Genomic DNA, 18,189 nt, shown 5'->3' on the forward strand with positions numbered 1-18,189 from the left:
TTGGCGGGGTCGCTTAAGCGTACCCCTAGAGTATTGCAGTAAAACTACCCTGTCGCCGGGTTACACCGTGAGGTCAAAATGTGCGGCCAGCGCTTTTTTACCGGCGGGGGTCAGCTGCAGCTCACGGCTGTCGAGCCGGCGAAGGATCCAGCCGCGTTGGATAAAGGCGGCCAACAGCGCGGCGCCCAGCGCGCCGCCGAGGTGAGATCGGCGTTCGCTCCAGTCCAGGCACCCGCAGGCGAAGCGGCGGCGGGTGGGGGCGGGCGAGCAATCGACGCCCAGCCGCGTCAGCGCGGCCTGACCGGTGTCGCTTAACCGGTAGTCTTCTTCGCCGGTCAGCCAGTTCAGCGCATGCAGCCGATCGTGCAGCTTCACCGCCACCTCGCCCGCCATATGGTCGTAGCAGGTGCGGGCATACTGCAGCGAGGTAGGCGTGCTGCTCTTCACCGATGGGCGCGGCACGCCCGCCAGCGCCATCAGGCCCTCCAGCGCTGCGGCCACCGGTTGCCCGGCCAGCCGGAAATAGCGGTAGCGCCCCTGTTTGACGCAGGCAATCAGCCGCTGCTCCAGCAGTTTCGCCAGGTGTGCGCTGGCGGTAGACGGGGCGACCTCGACCGCCGCGCTGAGCTCGGTGGCGGTGTAGGCGCGCCCGTCCATCAACAGGCACAGCATGCGTGCCCGGGTGCGGTCGGCGATGGCGGCGCTCAGCGCCGCTAAACGATCTTCTATCTCGATGTTATGCATACTTCGAGGTTAGACGAAGTATGACTGCTCGTCCATCGCTAACCTGTGGTTATCGCACTCTGGTGCTGTGTGTCTGCGTTCGCTGGATATTGATGAGCGGGCGTTGAAATCGGTGCAGTGGCGCCGTTCGTTCAATGCGCGCGTGCCGGAATTTTACCGTTGAGAGGAGACGAGGATGATCGCCGTGATTTTTGAACTGCAGGCCGCCGACGGGCAGCGGGAGACCTACCTGGAGTTGGCGGCGGCGCTGAAGCCGCTGCTGGCGCAGATCGACGGATTCATTTCCATCGAGCGCTTTCAAAGCCTGGCCGATCCCGAGCGCCTGTTGTCGCTCTCCTTCTGGCGCGACGAGGCGGCGGTGCAACAGTGGCGCAATCTCGAACAGCACCGGGCGGCGCAGGCGCGCGGCCGTGGCGAGGTGTTGGCGCAGTACCGGCTGCGGGTGGCGGAGGTGGTGCGGGACTACGGGCTGGAGAGCCGCGACCAGGCGCCGCAGGATAGCCGTTGCTATCATCGCACCTGAAAAAAGCCCGCCTGCGGCGGGCTTTCGTCCGCTATTTCGCTTCGCTGCCCACCTTCATCGCCCCGGCGTAACTGGCGCCCATCCCCCAGGCGGCGCCGTGGTCGCGGGCGATCTGCAATACGCCTCCCGCCGTGGCTTTGCGGCTCCAGTCCTGCTGCCATTCCAGCATCAACGCCACCCAGTTGATAGGGGTGGCGCCCGCCTGTATCAGGCGCTGCATGGCGTTGTTTTGGCTATCTGGCGTAATGTCGCCGGTGACGTCCGACAATATGTAGACCTCATACCCCTCGCCCAGAGCGGACAGCGCCGGCAGCATCACGCAGCTGGCGGTCCACAGCCCGCCGATGATGATTTTCTTGCGGCCGGATTGTTTGATCAGATCCACCACGCGCCGATCCTGCCAGACGTTGATGGCGGTGCGATCGTACACCTGCAGGTCCGGGCGTGCCTGCGTCACCTGCTGGAATACCGGCCCGGCGAAGCTTTTGGCGTTGGCCGAGGCCAGAATGGTCGGCACGTTGAACACCTTGGCGGCCTTGGCGATGCCGGCGGCGTTATTCACCAGATTGGTTTGATCGATAGAGGAAATGGTCATGCCGAACATGTCCTGCAGATCGACCAGCAGCAACAGGCTGTTGTCGGCGGTCAGCGGTTGCACATAACCCGCCTGGCGGCTATCGGCGGCGGGGGATTGCGCCAGCGCGGCGACGGGGGCGGTGGCGGCGCTCAGGCCGAGCATCAGGGCGAACAGGGTCTTTTTCATTATTAACTCCATGATTATCAGTAGATTAAATTCGCTTCCCACTCAGGGAAGCGGTTGAATAAAGTCTACTGAGGTTGTTGAGGTTAATAATCTGTGTTTTATTGAATTAATAATTAACCTGTAGGACATAATATGGACGTGCTACTGACGATGCGCGCCTTTCGCCGGGTGGTTGAGCGCAACAGTTTCTATAAGGCGGCGGAGGATCTGGCGATCACGCCGGCGGCGTTGAGCAAGCAGATTAAGCAGTTGGAAAGTCGGTTGGGGACGCTGTTGCTGGTGCGCACCACCCGCAGCATGAGCCTGACCGAAGCCGGGCAGCTCTATTACCAGGAAGCCTGCCGGTTGCTTGGCGAGTTCGACGCGCTGGAGCAGACGGTTGCCGCCAGCGCGCAGCAGGTCTCCGGCACGCTGCGGGTCAATGCGCCGCTCTCGTTCGGCCTGACGGTGCTGTCGCCGCTGCTGCCGCCGTTTATGCAACGTTACCCGCAGCTGCAGGTGGAACTGACGCTGGACGACAGGGTATTGGACGTGGTGGCGGCCGGTTTCGATATTTCCTTGCGCATTCGCCGCCGACTGCCGGATTCTTCCCTCAGCGCCCGGGCGCTGGGTGACGTGCATCAGCGAATTTGCGCCGCGCCCGGCTATTTGGCGCAGCACGGCGTGCCGCAAACGCCCAATGAATTGCAGCGACACAGCTGTCTGGCCTATTCCCTGGCGGAAAAGCCGGGGCAGTGGCAGTTCACCGCTGGCGAGGAGAGCCTGAGCGTGACGTTCACTCCCCGGCTGATCGCCAACAACAGCCTGATGCTGCGGGATATGCTGATGGCGGGACTGGGCATCGGTTCGCTGCCGTCGTTTGTGGCGGATCCCGAGATCGCTGCCGGCAGACTGGTGCGGCTGTTCCCTGAACAGATTGCCGACGTGCATCAGGTCTTCGCGGTTTACCCGACGCGCCGGCATGTGCAGCAGAAAGTGAGTTTATTCACCGAGTTTGTGCGAGAACAGGGATTGATGACGGCGAATTGACAACGGCGTACGGTTGTCATATTCCTTAGTTATGAAAAGATCCTATCGCCCATTCGCGCAAATTATTATCACCATGCTTCGTGTGGTGGGATAGCGCGTGTGTCGCCAATAAAAAACCCGCCGGCAGGCGGGTTTTTTTTATCCCCTTCCGGCAACGACCGGAGAACGTCATGCAAACCTACCCTGCAGTTTTACACCTGATGTGCGGCAAGGCCGGCGCAGGGAAATCGACGCTGGCGCAGCGGTGGAATGAATGACCGTCTTGCGTTATGGCGAACGGGACTGAAAACCGGCGCCATGACGGCGCCGGCAACAGAGTTATGCGTCGGCGTTAAACGCGTTGTGGAAGGCGACCTCCGCGCACGGCAGCGCGCCCTGGAAGGCGATGGCGCGGAAGTAGTCTTGCGGCACGCCCGGCAGGGTCAGCGCGCTTTGCGCCTGGAAGCCGAAACGGCCGTAATAATTCGGATCGCCCAGCACCACGCAGCCTGCGGCATGCCGTTCTTGCAGTTCGGCCAATAGCTGGCGGATCAGCCGGCTGCCGATCCCCAAGTTCTGACAGGCCGGCAGCACCGATACTGGCGCCAGCCCGTACCAACCGGCGGCGCCGTTGCTGAGCACGACCGGCGAGACGGACGCGTGCCCGATCGGTGTGCCATTTTGCTCGGCGACCAGCGACAGAGTGAGGGCTCCCGCCGCGCGCAGCGTATTGACGATAAACTGCTCGGTGTGGCTGCTGTGCTCGGCGTGCAGGAACGCGGCGGCGGTCAGGGTGGTGATGGCGCCGACGTCGGCCGGCGTTTCGTGGCGTAACGTGATGTTCATGGTTGTATCCTGATTAAAAACGCTGAACCGACCGGACTGCCTGCCCGGCCGGTATCGATGATTAACGGTTGTCCAGCTGCGCCCGCACGGCCTTGAGCCCGGCGAAGGTGACGCGATAAGGGCGCCCCTGGCGAGAGAGGATCAGGCGTTTGGTTTTGAGCTTGGTGAAAACGGCCAGCGAGCAGTCGGCCAGGCCGAGCCCTTCGCGGGTGTAGCATTCGACGTGGGTGACGCGACCGGCGTCGTTGCGGGTGAAGGCGATATAGCCGCCTTTGGCCAACACGTGCAGCACGCGTTGTTCCGCTTTGGAAATGTTCATGTTGGGAGATCCTGTAATAACCCCAGATACGCGCATCCCCGCGCAAACGCGCGTCGGATACGTCAGAGTCCCTCGCCATACGACAAGGAAGCGACTATCGGGTGGTTACAATCTCCAACATACAGGCCTCGGGCAGTGAAAAACGCCAGGGCGGCGTTTCAGCGCAGTTAATGTAGCCAATGGCCGGTTGGCTGTCAATTTGCCGGCAGCGCGGGCCGCCGGCGCAAGGCCAATCAGAAAGGCTTGGTCGGCAGGTATTTGCCGTCCAGGGTGATCACCGCGCGTTCGCCGCCGTCCGGATCGGCGACCTTCTTGATATCCAGCTTGAAGTTGATGGCGCTGATGATGCCGTCGCCAAACTGCTCGTGCACCAGCGCTTTCAACGTGGAGCCGTAGACCTGCAGCATTTCATAGAAGCGATAAATGGTCGGATCGGTCGGCACGCCGCCGGGAATGCTGCCGCGCAGCGGGATGGTTTGCAGCAGCAGCACCGCCTCTTCGTCCAGCCCCAGCTTGGCCGCCACCGTGCGCGCCGCCGGTTCCGGCAGCGCGTGCTGCCCCAGCAGGGCGGCGGTGACAAACGCCAGGCTGAGGCCGGTGCCCTCGGCCAGCGCTTCGAACGTCAGGTTATGGCGGATCTTGGCGGCCATGATGGTGTCGGTGAGCGCTTCGCGCGGGGCGGCGTTGTGCAGAGAGTGTGTCATGTTAGCTCCTTATTGTCGGCTTAAAAACGGGCGATCGCCGGGGTGGCGGTCACCTCGGGATGGGTAGCGAGCGGCACGAAGCGGCGGGTTTCGCCGTCCAGCGCCTCGATAGCGCCGCTGGCGATGTCATAGACCCAGCCGTGCAGCGCCAGGCGGCCCTGATCCAGCGCCAGGGCGACGGAAGGGTGCGTTTTGATGTTGTTGAGCTGGGCGATGACGTTCTCGCGCACCATCGACGCGACCCGCGCCTCGTCGGAGGCATGCGGATAAGCCTGATTGACCGCCTTGGCGGAATCGGCGTAACGCAGCCAGCCGGCCACCGTCGGCAGGTGATCCAGGCACTGGCAGGTGGCGATGGCGGTCATCGCGCCGCAGTCGGAGTGGCCGCAGATCACGATATCTTCCACGCCCAGCGCGGCGACGGCGTACTCGACCGAGGCGGTCACCCCGCCGGGTTCGGGGCCGAAAGAAGGCACGATGTTACCGGCGTTGCGGATCACAAACAGATCGCCCGGCTCGCGCTGGGTGACCAGCTCCGGCACCAGGCGGCTGTCGGAACACGAGATAAACAGGGTGCGCGGGTTTTGGCGGGTCGCCAGCCGCTGAAACAGCGCCGTGCGTTCAACAAAGGCTTCGCGCTGGAACTTTAGGAAGCCTTCAATCACCTCTTTCATCCGTTTCTCCATTGGGTGTCGTTATGCGATGGCGGCATGATGAACGCTTCTGGCTATAGGGTCTAAGACCCATTTATAATGTCGGCTATAGGTTTTACTAATAGCTGGGGCGCTATGCTGCTGCGACACATCCGTTATTTTCTGGCCGTTGCCGAACAGGGCAACTTCACCCGCGCCGCCGAAGCGCTGCACGTCTCGCAACCGACGCTCTCCCAACAGATCAAACAGTTGGAGGATACGCTGGGAGCGCCGTTGTTCGATCGCAGCGGCAGAGCCGTGCGCCTGACCGACGCCGGTGAGGCCTGGATGCGTTATGCGCGGCTGGCGCTGCAGGATCTGGACGCCGGCGCGCGGGCGATCCATGACGTAGCGACGTTGGCGCGCGGCCATTTGCGGCTGGCGATGACCCCGACGTTCACCGCCTATCTGGTGGGGCCGGCGATCGATGCGTTCTACCGCCGCTACCCGGGGATTACGCTGAGCATTGAGGAGATGGCCCAGGAGCGGATCGAGGCGCTGCTGGCGCAGGATAGGTTGGATCTGGGGATTGCCTTCGAGATGGCGCAGTCGGCGGAGGTAGAAGCCATGCCGTTGTTCAGCGAGACGCTGGAGCTGATGGTCGGCGCCGATCATCCCCTGGCGGCGCGGCGTCGGCCGCTGACGCTGGCGGAGTGGCAACATCTGCCGCTGGCCTTGCTGAGCGGCGACTTCGCCACGCGGCAGTTTATCGATCGCTACTGCACGCAGCTCGGTTTTCGGCCGCAGGTGGCGGTGGAGGCCAATGCGCTGGGCGCCATCGTCGAGATCGTGCAGCGCGGGCAGCTCGCCACGCTGCTGCCGGCCGCCATTGCGCGCGAGAACCGGCAGTTGAAAAAAGTGGCGTTGGCCAACGCCATGCCGGCTCGGCAGGCGGTGTTGCTGCAGCGTAAAGACGCTTACCGCAGCGCCGCCGCGCAGGCGTTTATCGCCGTCTTGCAGCAACAGGGCGTTACGCCAACGCCCCCCAGCGCTGCGTCATCCCCAGCAGATGCACCAGCCCGAAGCCGAGGCAAATCAGCGAGCTGACGACGATAAAACGCTGGCTGCGGCCGGTATCGCGCAGGGCGAAAGGGCCGGCGACGCCGCGCAGCAGATAGATAAAGGTGATGATAAACAGCGCGGGCCGCAGCAGCGGCAGCGGCGCGATCAGGCCCGCGCCGGACAGCGCGTACAGCGCCCAAATAAACAGCACCAGCGCGATACCGGCGGTGACGACGGCCGGGAACTTTTTACCCGCTTCCGCCGCCTTAATGAAGCGATCGCCGGCGCCGCACAGCCGATAGCCGCGCGGCCCGGCGGCGATCACCCAAATATGCAGCAGGGCGGCGATGGCGCTCAGCGCGGCGCCGATCAGCAGTGCGGTGTTATAGAGGTGTGGCATGGTAAGGCTTCCCTGTCAGAAACGTGATTGGCATGAAGCGTAGACCAGAAAAGACGAATTAACCGAACGCAACAGGGAAGAGGAGCAAGTGATGAGAGTGGCGACAGGCATGCTGAGCGTATTGGCGCTGTGGAGCGGGCTGGCGATGGCGCAATCTGCAGCGCTGACGCTGCCGCGGGAGGATGGTTCGAGTATTCATTACTATCTGGACGCTGCGGTGCCCGGGCAATCGTCGGCGGCGCTGTTGGTGATCCTGCAAGGTTCGGATTGCAACAGCGTGCGGCATATCCGCCTGGTCACGCCGATGCGACAGGTGTTACCCGCCGCAGACCTGCTGACGGTGGAGAAATACGGCATCGACGACACCTTGCCGTACCGCGAAGAGGTGCCGCGGCAGGATTGCCCGGACGCTTTCGTGCAGCATGATACGCCGAAGCGGCGGGTGAGCGATGTCACCCGGGTGTTGCAGGCGGTGATTGCGCGCAACGGCTATCAAAAGGTCGCGGTGCTGGGGGGCAGCGAAGGGGCGGTGATCGCCAGTTTGGTGACGGCCTCCTCGGGCCTGGTTGACGCTACCCTGGCGTTCAGCGGCGGCGGACGCTGGTTTATCGACGACGTGCGCCACAGCGTGGCCGACGCGCCAAAAGAAGAGAAAGCCGGGCTGAACGCATTTTTACAGCAGGTGCTGACAGCGCCGCCGTTCCCCCTGAACGCCAGTGACCATGGCTATGGCTGGTGGCATGGCATGCTGAACATCGATCAGCTCGCCACCCTACGCAGCGTCAAGACGCCGGTGCTGATCGCGCAGGGCGACCAGGATCGCGCCGTTTCACCGGGGGCGGTCGGGAAAATGGTTGCCGAGCTGCGGGCCGCAGGTAAAACGAATATCACTTACCTGAATTATCCGGCATTGGATCATGTGATGCGGCGCGAAAATGGCGAGAGTGAAATGACGCGGGTGCTGGCGGATATGCGCGCATGGCTGGAGAAGCAGCTGCGCTGAGCGTCGGTATTAGGACAAACTATGTAATAATTGACGCGAGTTTCTTTGGACTGAGTGATCTGCTGCTCAATTGAACACAATGTTATTTAATCAGGGCTTCCGTCGTGTATTTTTTTAACCGCAAACCTGAAAATGAAATACCCTAAGAAAATTCCAGCTATGGAGGTCGCAACCCACAGATACTTAAAACTATCGTCGGAATAAAACATGAACCAGACAATGGCTAACAGCGAGAGGGCCACAACGCCGCACCCAATGCCCTGAATAATTCTGGATAAAGCCGCCAGCATAAAGTTCTTCATACGTTAACCTTTGCAAAAAAGTACTGACAAATTTGGTTGAATTTCTTTCGATCTCTTTCCCAAACCGAGACGGCATCCTCGAATGGTCGGACTTTGTTTTCTAACAGAAAGTACAGCAGATCGAGGTTTCCCAGGCGTCTGAGTTGATCATACATCCGTGAGTTTCTTGCCCTCAAGTCGCGTGATGTATAGACAGAGCGCGATATGCTTGCCCCAGCGGTGAGAATTGAGCCAACGGCAACACCGGAGACAAGCCGTGGGATGATTTGTTTAGAGAATATATATCCCATGTTTGCGGTGGCTAACTGATTAAAGGCGAATTTGCCGATGAGTTTGCCTGATGTTCTTATGGTCATGTCCTTAACATCTTCAAACTTGACCTTACTGGCGAAGTTTTCGATGAAGATATGAGCCACTTTCTCGATGCTTGCTTTATTGGCCAGGCCTGACTTGATGAGTCTGATAAATCGCTCTTTATCTTGCGAGTTTAACCATCTGTTTTCAGTATCAATATAGTCGTAGCCCAGGTAGTAGAAATCGACCGGTACGCTGATAAAACCTTGTGCAAACCCGCGCACTAAATTGCTGTCAATGTTTACGGCATCCGCCATGTCGTTGGCTATCTGCTTTGCGCTTTTCATAGAAATCCTTTTCAATATGAACCGCCGAATCTAGCAGACTTTTTGTACGCAAGCCAATGCCCACCGGCAAACGGCACCAGCCTGACGCTCAAAATGTCACCGAAACTTCCCGCGATCTCTGCACCCCGTTGTGGCATAATGCGCGCCAAATCACATTCCCTATGTATAAAGAGCGAGCGCTGTGTTAAGCACTAACAACATCACCATGCAGTTCGGCAGCAAGCCGTTGTTTGAAAACATCTCTGTTAAATTCGGCGGCGGCAACCGTTACGGCCTGATCGGCGCCAACGGCTGCGGCAAGTCCACCTTTATGAAAATCCTCGGCGGCGATCTGGCGCCGAGCGGCGGCAACGTGTTCCTCGATCCGAACGAGCGCCTGGGTAAACTGCGTCAGGATCAGTTCGCCTTCGAGCAGTACAGCGTGCTGGACACCGTGATCATGGGCCACACCGAACTGTGGGCGGTGAAGGAAGAGCGCGATCGCATCTACGCCATGGCGGAGATGAGCGAAGAAGACGGCTATAAAGTGGCCGACCTGGAAGTGGCCTACGGCGAAATGGACGGTTATACCGCCGAAGCGCGCGCCGGCGAACTGTTGCTCGGCGTGGGCATTCCGGTGGAACAGCACTATGGCCCGATGAGCGAAATCGCGCCGGGCTTCAAGCTGCGCGTGTTGCTGGCGCAGGCGCTGTTCTCCGATCCGGAAATCCTGCTGCTCGACGAACCGACCAACAACCTGGACATCGACACCATTCGTTGGCTGGAGCAGGTGCTGAACGAGCGCAACAGCACCATGATCATCATCTCGCACGACCGTCACTTCCTGAACATGGTCTGCACCCACATGGCGGATCTGGACTACGGCGAGCTGCGCGTCTATCCGGGCAACTACGACGAATACATGACCGCCGCCACCCAGGCGCGTGAGCGTCTGATGGCGGACAACGCCAAGAAGAAAGCGCAGATCAGCGAGCTGCAGTCGTTCGTCAGCCGCTTCAGCGCCAACGCCTCCAAATCCAAGCAGGCCACCTCGCGCGCCCGCCAGATCGACAAGATCCAGCTGGAAGAGGTGAAAGCCTCCAGCCGCCAGAACCCGTTCATCCGTTTCGAGCAGGACAAGAAGCTGTTCCGTAACGCATTGGAAGTGGAAGCGCTCACCAAGGGCTTCGACGAAGGCCCGCTGTTCAACAAGCTGAACCTGATGGTGGAAGTGGGCGAGAAGGTCGCGGTGCTGGGCGCCAACGGCATCGGTAAAACCACCCTGTTGAAAACGCTGGTGGGCGACGCGCAGCCGGACAGCGGCACCGTGAAGTGGTCGGAAAACGCCCGTATCGGTTATTACGCACAGGATCACGAATACGAGTTCGACGACACCCTGACCGTGTTCGACTGGATGAGCCAGTGGAAGCAGGAAAAAGACGACGAGCAGGCGGTGCGCAGCGTGCTGGGCCGTTTGCTGTTTAGCCAGGACGACATCAAGAAGCGCGTGAAGGTGCTGTCCGGTGGTGAGAAGGGCCGCATGCTGTTCGGCAAGCTGATGATGCAGCGCCCGAATATTCTGGTGATGGACGAACCGACCAACCACCTGGATATGGAATCCATCGAATCGCTGAACATGGCGCTGGAGATGTACGAAGGCACGCTGATCTTCGTCTCCCACGACCGTGAGTTCGTCAGCTCGCTGGCGACCCGGATTCTGGAAATCACCCCGAACAAGGTGATCGACTTTACCGGCAACTACGAAGACTATCTGCGCAGCCAGGGCATCGTATAACCCTCGCGGCAACGCATCAGGGCGGGAATTATCCCGCCCTTTTTTTATCCGTCATTCCCCGCCGCACACTTCGCAGTGCGGATCCTTCGGCAGTTTCATTTCGCGGAACTGCATGCTCATCGCATCGAACATTAACAACTTGCCGCGTAGCGGCTGACCATAGTCGGCCAGCAGCTTGATGGCTTCCATCGCCTGCAGGGTGCCGATGGTGCCGACCAGCGGCGCCATCACGCCCGCTTCTACGCAGGTGAGGGCGCTGTCGCCGAACAGCCGGCTCAGGCAGCGGTAGCAGGGTTCGCCCGGCTGATAGGTGAACACGCTGAGCTGGCCTTCCATGCGGATCGCCGCGCCGGAAACCAGCGGTTTGCGCTGTGCGTGGCACAGGCGGTTCAGCGCGTCGCGCGCCGCCACGTTGTCGGTGCAGTCCAGCACCAGATCGCTGGCGGCGATCTCTGCCGCGACCGCGTCATCTTCCAGACGGCCGTCGATGGCGTCGATGCGGATATGCGGATTGATGGCGCTCAGTTCCTGCCTGGCGGAGCTGACTTTACTCTGGCCGATGCGATCGTCGCGGTGCAGGATCTGGCGCTGCAGGTTGGAGAGCGAGACGGTGTCGAAATCCACCAGCACCAGATGGCCGACGCCGGCCGCCGCCAGATATGGCGCGGCGGCGCAGCCCAGCCCGCCCAGCCCGGCGATCAGCACGCGGGCGGCCTTCAGCTTCTCCTGGCCGTCGAAGTCAAAGCCGCGCAGCACGATCTGGCGGTTGTAGCGCAGCGCTTCGGCGTCGGTCAATTCCGGCAACATGTTCAGCTCCTCAGCAGGGCGTTGAACGGCTCGATCTCCACCGTTTCGCCTACCGCCACCGAACCGCGTTCGCGCTCCAGCACAATGAAACAGTTGCCCTGGCTGTAGGAGCTGAAGACGTGCGAGCCCTGGTGGCCGGTAGTGCTGACCTCCAGTTCGCCCGCGGCGTTGCTGCTGAACACCCCGCGCTGGAAATCGAGGCGGCCCGGCGATTTCTTCAGCGGCGTCAGCGCGCGGGCGCGCAGGCGCGGCGGCAGGCGCCAATCGCTGTGGCCGGCCAGCTTCGCCAGCAGCGGTTGCACCAGTTGGTAGAAGGTCAGGGCGGCGGAAACCGGGTTGCCCGGCAGGCCGCAGAACCAGGCGTGGCCCAGTTTGCCGAAGGCGAACGGTTTGCCGGGTTTGATCGCCAGCTTCCAGAAGCTGACCTGGCCCAGTTCATCGAGCATCTGTTTGGTGTAGTCGGCTTCGCCGACTGAGACGCCGCCGCTGCTGATCACTACGTCGGCCTGGCTGTTCGCCTGTGTGAAGGCGTCGCGCAGCGCATCGCGATCGTCGCGGATAATGCCGAGATCGAGCACTTCACAGCCCAGCTGCTCCAGCATCAGGCGCACCGCGAAGCGGTTAGTGTCGTAGATTTGGCCCGCTTGCAGCGGCTGGCCGACCGGCTGCAGCTCGTCGCCGGTGGAGAACACCGCGACCTTCAGCTTACGCATCACCTGCACTTCGGCGATCCCAAGCGAAGCCAGCAGCGGCAGTTGCGCGGCGCCCAGCTTCACGCCGGCCGGCAACACGCTCGCGCCTCGACGAATGTCTTCACCCGCCAGACGGATATTCTGGCCGGCTTCTGCCGGCGCGGTAAAACGCACGCCCTGCTCGCTCACTTCTGCCTGCTCCTGCATGATCACCGCATCCGCCCCGGCCGGGATCGGCGCACCGGTCATGATGCGCACGCAGCTGTTGGCCGGCCATTCACCGTCGAACGGCGCGCCGGCGAAAGCTTTCCCGGCGACCGGCAGCGGCGCATTGGCCGCCAGATCGGCGAGGCGCACCGCATAGCCGTCCATCGCCGAGTTGGCGAACGGCGGCACGTCGAGCGGCGAGACCACCGGCGCGGCGGTGATGCGGCCGGCGGCGGCGGTCAGCGCGACGGATTCGGTCTGTTGCAGCGGGGCGATCTGCCCGAGCATTTTTTCCAGCGCTTGCTCCAGGGAGATGAGATCGGAAGTATGGCAATGATCCATAAGGGGAACTCCGTAATCAGGGTGCGCAATGATAGCGACAAAGTGCGGGTATTATGGCAGAGAACGCCGGGGGGGAGAACGGGTTATGCCCGCCATCTTTCGCACTGCGGCGTCAGGGCGATCGGGTATAAACTGCGAAAAACAGAGGAGGATCATGATGCATAAACAGGTTATCGAGTTCTGGTTCGACGAGATCGAACCGATCATGTGGTTCAAAAAGGACGATGATTTCGATCGTCTGCTGCACAGCCGTTTCGGCGAAATCTGGCGGGCGGCGGCGGCGGGGGAGCTGGCGCATTGGCGCGACACCATCGAAGGGCGCCTGGCGGAGGTGATCGTGCTCGATCAGTTCAGCCGCAACCTGTTTCGCGGCACGCCGCAGTCATTCGCCTGCGACGGCATGGCGCTGGTCCTGGCACAGGAGGCGATCCGCAGCGGGGAGTGCGAACGGCTGAGCCGCGAGCAGCGCGGCTTCCTTTATCTGCCGTTCATGCATTCGGAATCGCCGCTGATCCACCAGCAGGCGCTGGTGTTATATACCGAGCTCAATAATGGCGACCAGCTGGAGTTCGAGCTGCGGCATAAGGCGATCATCGATCGTTTCGGCCGCTACCCGCATCGCAATGCGATATTGGGGCGCACCAGCACGCCGGAAGAAGAGGCCTTTTTACAGCAGCCAGGATCGGGTTTTTAATCGTCGGATCATCTGCGCCCGGCCGGGTAAAAACAGCAGGCCGGGCGCCGCAATAAGCGTGACTCAGCGCGAACGTTTATTTCATTACGCTCTACCGCTATTTCCTCTCGCGAAATTACCAATAATTCCAGCCGCACTGTCAGCGGTTTGCCGCTTTTTATAACCTGCTGTTTTTATTCCAATAAGCTATTTCAAGGTGCGAAATGGTCTAAGCGCGCTACGCTAAAAGCGGGGCGTGGACGTTATGCTGTACTTCCACTGTAGGACTAAATAGAGTCGAAAAAGACTGAATAATAATGATACCGCGTTCAGCTTATTCGCTGCGCAACGGCGGGATTAACACAGGGTGTCAGGCAAATGAGCAAACCAGTGATTGCCATTCATGGCGGCGCGGGCGCAATTACCCGGGCGGCGCTGAGTGCGGAAAAAGAACGGCAGTATATCCAGGCGCTGTCCGAGATCGTGGCCGCCGGGCAGGCGGTATTGGCACAGGGCGGCAGCGCGCTGGACGCGGTGACCGAAGCGGTGCGGCTGCTGGAGGAATGCCCGCTGTTCAACGCCGGCAAAGGCTCGGTGTTTACCCATCAGGGCACCCACGAACTGGACGCCTGCGTGATGGACGGCCGCACCTGCGACGCCGGCGCTGTCGCCGGCGTCAGCCATATCCGCAACCCGGTGCTGGCGGCGCGCGCGGTGCTGGAAAACAGCGAACACGTGCTGTTTGCCGCCGAAGGCGCCGAGAAGTTTGCCGCCGCCCACGGCCTGGAAATGGTTACTCCCGACTTCTTCTTTACCCAGGAACGCTTTGATCAACTGCACCGCGCCCAGGCGGAGCAGGGGCGGGTCTTGCTCGATCACGACGGCGCGGCGCAGGCCGGGGATCCGCTCGATCCCGATCGCAAATTCGGCACCGTCGGCGCGGTGGCGCTGGATGCGCTGGGCAACCTCGCCGCCGCCACTTCCACCGGCGGGATGACCAACAAGCAGGCCGGGCGGGTGGGCGACACGCCGATCATCGGCGCCGGTTGCTATGCCAACAACGCCACCGTGGCGGTCTCCAGCACCGGCACCGGCGAAATTTTCATGCGCGGCGTGGCGGCCTATGACGTCTCCGCCCTGATCGAATACGGCGGGCTCAGCCTGCAAGAGGCCAGCGATCGGGTGGTGATGGAGAAGCTGCCGGCGCTGGGCGGCAGCGGCGGCATGATCGCCGTCGATCGCCACGGCAATATCGCGCTGCCGTTCAACAGCGAGGGGATGTACCGCGGTTTTGGCTATGTCGGCGATGCGCCGTCCGTCGGGATTTATCGCTAAGCGTTCACCGGGAGGGTGTATGACCGACGTTTCATTCCGGCCCGCCGGCGACGGGTTGTCATTGCCGCCGCAGCGGGTGCTGGCGGTGCGCGATCTGAGCATCCGTTTTCCGCAAGCGGACGGCGCCGTGGAAGCGGTGCGCAACCTGTCGTTCGATCTCGATCGCGGCGAGACGCTGGCGATCGTCGGTGAGTCCGGCTCCGGCAAATCGGTCACTTCGCTGGGGCTGATGCGGTTGGTGGAGCAGGGCGGCGGGCGTATCGTCAGCGGCGCCATGACGCTGCGCCGGCGCGACGGCGCGCTGCTCGATTTGGCGCGCGCCTCGCAGCGCACGCTGCGCACGGTGCGCGGCGCCGATATGGCGATGATCTTCCAGGAGCCGATGACCTCGCTCAACCCGGTATTTCCGGTCGGCGAGCAGATTGCCGAATCGCTGCGTTTGCATCAGGGCATGGACCACCGCAGCGCGCGCCAGGAGGCGCTGCGCATGCTCGACCTGGTGCGCATTCCGGAGGCTAAAGAGGTGCTGGGGCGCTACCCGCATCAGCTTTCCGGCGGCATGCGCCAGCGGGTGATGATCGCCATGGCGCTCTCCTGCAAGCCGGCGTTGCTGATCGCCGATGAACCCACCACCGCTCTCGACGTCACCATTCAGGCGCAGATCCTGCAGCTGATCCGCGTGCTGCAACAGGAGATGCAGATGGGGGTGATCTTCATCACTCACGACATGGGCGTGGTGGCGGAGATCGCTGACCGGGTGCTGGTGATGCGCCGCGGTGAGCAGGTGGAACAAAATCGGGTGCGCGAGCTGTTCGCCGCGCCGCAACAGGCCTATACCCGGGCGCTGCTGGCGGCGGTGCCGAAGCTGGGGGCGATGGCCGATCGGCCGCTGCCGGCGAAGTTTCCGCTGGCGGATGGCGAGGGCGATGCCGCGCCGCAGGATACCGTGCCGCCAGACGCTGCGCCGATCCTGCGGGTGGAGCATTTGGTCACGCGTTTTGATCTGCGCGGCGGGCTGTTCAATCGGGTCACTCGCCGGGTGCACGCGGTGGAAAACGTCAGTTTCGATCTTTACCCCGGCGAGACGCTGGGGCTGGTGGGCGAGTCCGGCTGCGGCAAGTCCACCACCGGGCGCTCTTTGCTGAAACTGGTGGACAGCCAGAGCGGCACCATTACCTTCGCCGGGCGGCGAATCGATCGGTTGAAGGGATCGGCGCTGCAGCACCTGCGGCGCGATATTCAGTTCATCTTTCAAGATCCTTACGCCTCGCTCGATCCGCGCCTGACGGTCGGTTTTTCCATCATGGAGCCGCTGCTGGTGCATAACGTGATGCGCGGCCGCGAGGCGGAACGGCGGGTGGCCTGGCTGCTGGAACGCGTCGGCCTGTTGCCGGAACATGCGCGCCGCTATCCGCACGAGTTTTCCGGCGGTCAGCGTCAGCGCATCTGCATCGCGCGCGCGTTGGCGCTGAACCCGAAAGTGGTGATCGCCGACGAGGCGGTCTCGGCGCTGGACGTGTCGATTCAGGCGCAGATCGTCAATCTGCTGCTCGATCTGCAGCGTGAGTTCGGCATTGCTTTTCTGTTCATTTCACACGACATGGCGGTGGTGGAGCGCATCAGCCACCGGGTGGCGGTGATGTACCTCGGGCAGATCGTCGAGATCGGCCCGCGGCAGGCGGTGTTCGACAATCCGCAGCACCCCTATACCCGCAAGCTGATGGCGGCGGTGCCGGTGGCCGATCCCGCACATGCTCACAAACGGCAGCCGCTGCCGGCCGATGAGATCCCCAGCCCGGTGCGCGCACTGGGCGATGAACCCGTTACCGCACCGCTGGTGCAGGTTGGCGCCGGGCACTTTGTCGCCCGCCACCCGATCGCCGGTGCTTTTTAAAGACCTCAGGAGAGACAAGCGACATGAAGCACACATTCAAACGCAATGCGCTGTTGGCCGCCGTACTGCTGGCGGCGGGAACCGGCCCGGTCTGGGCGGCGAAGGACGCGGTGATCGCCGTGGCCTCCAACTTCACCACCCTCGATCCCTACGACGCCAACGACACGCTGTCGCAGGCGGTGGCCAAGTCTTTCTATCAGGGGCTGTTCGGCTTCGACAAGGACATGAAGCTGGTGAACGTGCTGGCGGACAGCTATGAGGTCAGCAAAGACGGCTTGACCTATACCGTCAAACTGCGCCAGGGCATTAAATTCCACGACGGCACCGCATTCAACGCCGAGGCGGTGAAGATCAACCTCGATCGCGCCAGCAACCCGGACAGCCACCTCAAGCGTTACAACCTGTTCAAGATGATCGACAAAACCGAAGCGGTGGACGCCAATACGGTGAAGATCGTGCTGAAGGCGCCGTTCTCGGCGTTCGTCAACAACCTGGCGCATCCGGCGGCGGTGATCATCTCCCCGGCGGCGCTGAAGCAATACGGCAAGGAAATCGGTTTCCACCCGGTGGGCACCGGGCCGTATCAGTTCGTGACCTGGAACCAGACCGATTTCGTCAAGGTGAAGAAGTTCGACGGCTACTGGCAGCCGGGGCTGCCGAAGCTCGACAGCATCACCTGGCGCCCGGTGGTGGATAACAACACCCGCGCGGCGATGCTGCAGACCGGCGAGGCGACCTTCGCCTTCCCGATCCCTTACGAGCAGGCCAAGGTGCTGGAAGGCAACGCCAAGCTGGACGTGGTGGCCGCGCCGTCGATCCTGCAGCGTTACATCAGCATGAACGTCACTCAAAAGCCGTTCGACAACCCGAAGGTGCGCCAGGCGCTGAACTACGCGATTAACAAGGACGCGCTGATCAAGGTGGCGTTCGCCGGCTACGCGGTGCCGGCGGAAGGACCGGTGCCGCCGGCGATCGATTTCGCCGCCCGCTATAAGCCGTGGCCGTACGATCCGGCCAAGGCGCGCGAGCTGCTGAAAGAGGCCGGCTACCCGAACGGCTTCACCACCACGCTGTGGTCTTCCCACAACCACAGCACCGCGCAGAAAGTGCTGCAGTTCACCCAGCAGCAGCTGGCGCAGGTGGGGGTGAAAGTGACGGTGACGGCGATGGACGCCGGGCAGCGCGCGGCGCAGGTGGAGAGCGTCGGGGTGAAAGACACCGGCGTGCGGCTTTTCTACACCGGCTGGTCGGCCTCGACCGGGGAAGCGGACTGGGCGCTGTCGCCGCTGTTCTCTACCCAGGCGGCGCCGCCGAAGCAGTTCAACACCGCGTTCTACAGCAATCCGCAGGTGGACAAGGATCTGACCGACGCGCTGGCGACCACCGATCGCGCCGAGAAGCAGAAATTGTATCAGGACGCGCAGGATCGCATCTGGGCCGACGCGCCCTGGATCTTCCTGGCGACCGAACGTCTGTTGTCGGCCAACAGCAAACAGCTGAGCGGTTTCTACGTGATGC

20 protein-coding genes are annotated in these 18,189 nt (G+C 62.1%); 9 read left to right on the forward strand and 11 right to left on the reverse strand.

Going from position 1 to position 18,189, the window contains the following annotated elements:
• Window positions 1-60: 60 nt before the first annotated feature.
• On the reverse strand, window positions 61-744 hold the full coding sequence (locus ADK28_RS15905; RefSeq protein WP_048796065.1) for an ArsR/SmtB family transcription factor: 684 nt from the start codon (window positions 742-744) through the stop codon (window positions 61-63).
• A gap of 175 nt (window positions 745-919) precedes the next feature.
• On the opposite strand from ADK28_RS15905, the gene ADK28_RS15910 reads away from it, so the two are divergent.
• Window positions 920-1,267: an antibiotic biosynthesis monooxygenase family protein gene (locus ADK28_RS15910; protein WP_048796066.1), complete on the forward strand. Its 348-nt coding sequence runs from the start codon at window positions 920-922 to the stop codon at window positions 1,265-1,267.
• 31 nt (window positions 1,268-1,298) lie between these two features.
• Here the strand turns inward: ADK28_RS15910 and ADK28_RS15915 are convergent, their stop codons facing one another.
• Window positions 1,299-2,030, reverse strand: a complete 732-nt coding sequence (locus ADK28_RS15915; RefSeq protein WP_048796067.1) for an isochorismatase family protein — start codon at window positions 2,028-2,030, stop codon at window positions 1,299-1,301.
• Between the two features lie 132 nt (window positions 2,031-2,162).
• Here ADK28_RS15915 and ADK28_RS15920 point away from each other — a divergent pair, with 132 nt between their 5' ends.
• A complete protein-coding gene (locus ADK28_RS15920; protein WP_033640898.1) occupies window positions 2,163-3,059 on the forward strand; it encodes a LysR family transcriptional regulator in 897 nt (298 codons plus the stop codon).
• Between the two features lie 318 nt (window positions 3,060-3,377).
• Here ADK28_RS15920 and ADK28_RS15925 read toward each other — a convergent pair whose 3' ends face one another.
• The 4 genes from ADK28_RS15925 to ADK28_RS15940 all read right to left on the reverse strand — a co-directional run bounded on the left by ADK28_RS15925 (window position 3,378) and on the right by ADK28_RS15940 (window position 5,581).
• Window positions 3,378-3,884 (reverse strand): GNAT family N-acetyltransferase, encoded by a 507-nt coding sequence (locus ADK28_RS15925; RefSeq protein WP_048796068.1) that lies wholly within the window; start codon window positions 3,882-3,884, stop codon window positions 3,378-3,380.
• Between the two features lie 61 nt (window positions 3,885-3,945).
• Window positions 3,946-4,203, reverse strand: a complete 258-nt coding sequence (locus tag ADK28_RS15930; RefSeq protein ID WP_004939031.1) for a YjhX family toxin — start codon at window positions 4,201-4,203, stop codon at window positions 3,946-3,948.
• Between the two features lie 233 nt (window positions 4,204-4,436).
• Window positions 4,437-4,907: a cyanase gene (gene cynS / locus ADK28_RS15935; RefSeq protein ID WP_025302127.1), complete on the reverse strand. Its 471-nt coding sequence runs from the start codon at window positions 4,905-4,907 to the stop codon at window positions 4,437-4,439.
• 20 nt (window positions 4,908-4,927) lie between these two features.
• The gene (locus ADK28_RS15940; protein ID WP_016928470.1) at window positions 4,928-5,581 is read right to left on the reverse strand and encodes a carbonic anhydrase; all 654 of its coding nucleotides are present in this window, start codon (window positions 5,579-5,581) and stop codon (window positions 4,928-4,930) included.
• 114 nt (window positions 5,582-5,695) lie between these two features.
• Here ADK28_RS15940 and cynR point away from each other — a divergent pair, with 114 nt between their 5' ends.
• A complete protein-coding gene (gene cynR, locus ADK28_RS15945) occupies window positions 5,696-6,646 on the forward strand; it encodes a transcriptional regulator CynR (RefSeq protein ID WP_048796069.1) in 951 nt (316 codons plus the stop codon).
• Here the strand turns inward: cynR and ADK28_RS15950 are convergent.
• Window positions 6,570-7,001, reverse strand: a complete 432-nt coding sequence (locus tag ADK28_RS15950; protein WP_033640893.1) for a hypothetical protein — start codon at window positions 6,999-7,001, stop codon at window positions 6,570-6,572. The two genes, cynR and ADK28_RS15950, sit on opposite strands and share 77 nt — an antisense overlap.
• 91 nt (window positions 7,002-7,092) lie before the next feature.
• Here ADK28_RS15950 and ADK28_RS15955 point away from each other — a divergent pair, with 91 nt between their 5' ends.
• Entirely contained in the window at window positions 7,093-8,004 is a 912-nt protein-coding gene (locus ADK28_RS15955) for an alpha/beta hydrolase family protein (protein WP_065426222.1), read from the forward strand.
• Window positions 8,005-8,090: 86 nt separating this feature from the next.
• Here the strand turns inward: ADK28_RS15955 and ADK28_RS15960 are convergent, their stop codons facing one another.
• Together ADK28_RS15960 and ADK28_RS15965 are read right to left on the reverse strand one after the other, a co-directional pair.
• Window positions 8,091-8,306, reverse strand: a complete 216-nt coding sequence (locus ADK28_RS15960; protein ID WP_025302132.1) for a hypothetical protein — start codon at window positions 8,304-8,306, stop codon at window positions 8,091-8,093.
• Window positions 8,303-8,947: a hypothetical protein gene (locus ADK28_RS15965; protein ID WP_065424615.1), complete on the reverse strand. Its 645-nt coding sequence runs from the start codon at window positions 8,945-8,947 to the stop codon at window positions 8,303-8,305. Before ADK28_RS15965 ends, ADK28_RS15960 begins: the two co-directional genes overlap by 4 nt.
• A 181-nt stretch (window positions 8,948-9,128) precedes the next feature.
• Between ADK28_RS15965 and ADK28_RS15970 the strand changes: the two genes are divergently transcribed.
• Window positions 9,129-10,721, forward strand: coding sequence for an ABC-F family ATPase (locus ADK28_RS15970; RefSeq protein ID WP_060444248.1), 1,593 nt, complete (start codon window positions 9,129-9,131; stop codon window positions 10,719-10,721).
• A 51-nt stretch (window positions 10,722-10,772) separates the two neighbouring features.
• On the opposite strand, the gene moeB is transcribed toward ADK28_RS15970, so the two are convergent.
• Together moeB and moeA are read right to left on the reverse strand one after the other, a co-directional pair.
• On the reverse strand, window positions 10,773-11,528 hold the full coding sequence (gene moeB / locus ADK28_RS15975) for a molybdopterin-synthase adenylyltransferase MoeB (RefSeq protein WP_048796072.1): 756 nt from the start codon (window positions 11,526-11,528) through the stop codon (window positions 10,773-10,775).
• 2 nt (window positions 11,529-11,530) lie between these two features.
• A complete protein-coding gene (gene moeA, locus ADK28_RS15980) occupies window positions 11,531-12,769 on the reverse strand; it encodes a molybdopterin molybdotransferase MoeA (RefSeq protein WP_033640888.1) in 1,239 nt (412 codons plus the stop codon).
• Window positions 12,770-12,926: 157 nt separating this feature from the next.
• Here moeA and ADK28_RS15985 point away from each other — a divergent pair, with 157 nt between their 5' ends.
• From ADK28_RS15985 to gsiB, 4 genes are all read left to right on the forward strand, one after another.
• On the forward strand, window positions 12,927-13,463 hold the full coding sequence (locus ADK28_RS15985) for a DUF924 family protein (protein ID WP_016928462.1): 537 nt from the start codon (window positions 12,927-12,929) through the stop codon (window positions 13,461-13,463).
• A 357-nt stretch (window positions 13,464-13,820) separates the two neighbouring features.
• Window positions 13,821-14,777, forward strand: coding sequence for an isoaspartyl peptidase/L-asparaginase family protein (locus tag ADK28_RS15990; protein WP_015377209.1), 957 nt, complete (start codon window positions 13,821-13,823; stop codon window positions 14,775-14,777).
• Between the two features lie 19 nt (window positions 14,778-14,796).
• Window positions 14,797-16,671 (forward strand): dipeptide ABC transporter ATP-binding protein, encoded by a 1,875-nt coding sequence (locus ADK28_RS15995; RefSeq protein WP_048796073.1) that lies wholly within the window; start codon window positions 14,797-14,799, stop codon window positions 16,669-16,671.
• Window positions 16,672-16,694: 23 nt separating this feature from the next.
• A partial coding sequence (gene gsiB / locus ADK28_RS16000; RefSeq protein WP_048796074.1) for a glutathione ABC transporter substrate-binding protein GsiB occupies window positions 16,695-18,189 on the forward strand: 1,495 nt, incomplete at its 3' end.

The organism is Serratia sp. 506_PEND, from assembly GCF_001076875.1.
GTDB classification, from domain to species: Bacteria; Pseudomonadota; Gammaproteobacteria; order Enterobacterales; family Enterobacteriaceae; genus Serratia; species Serratia marcescens.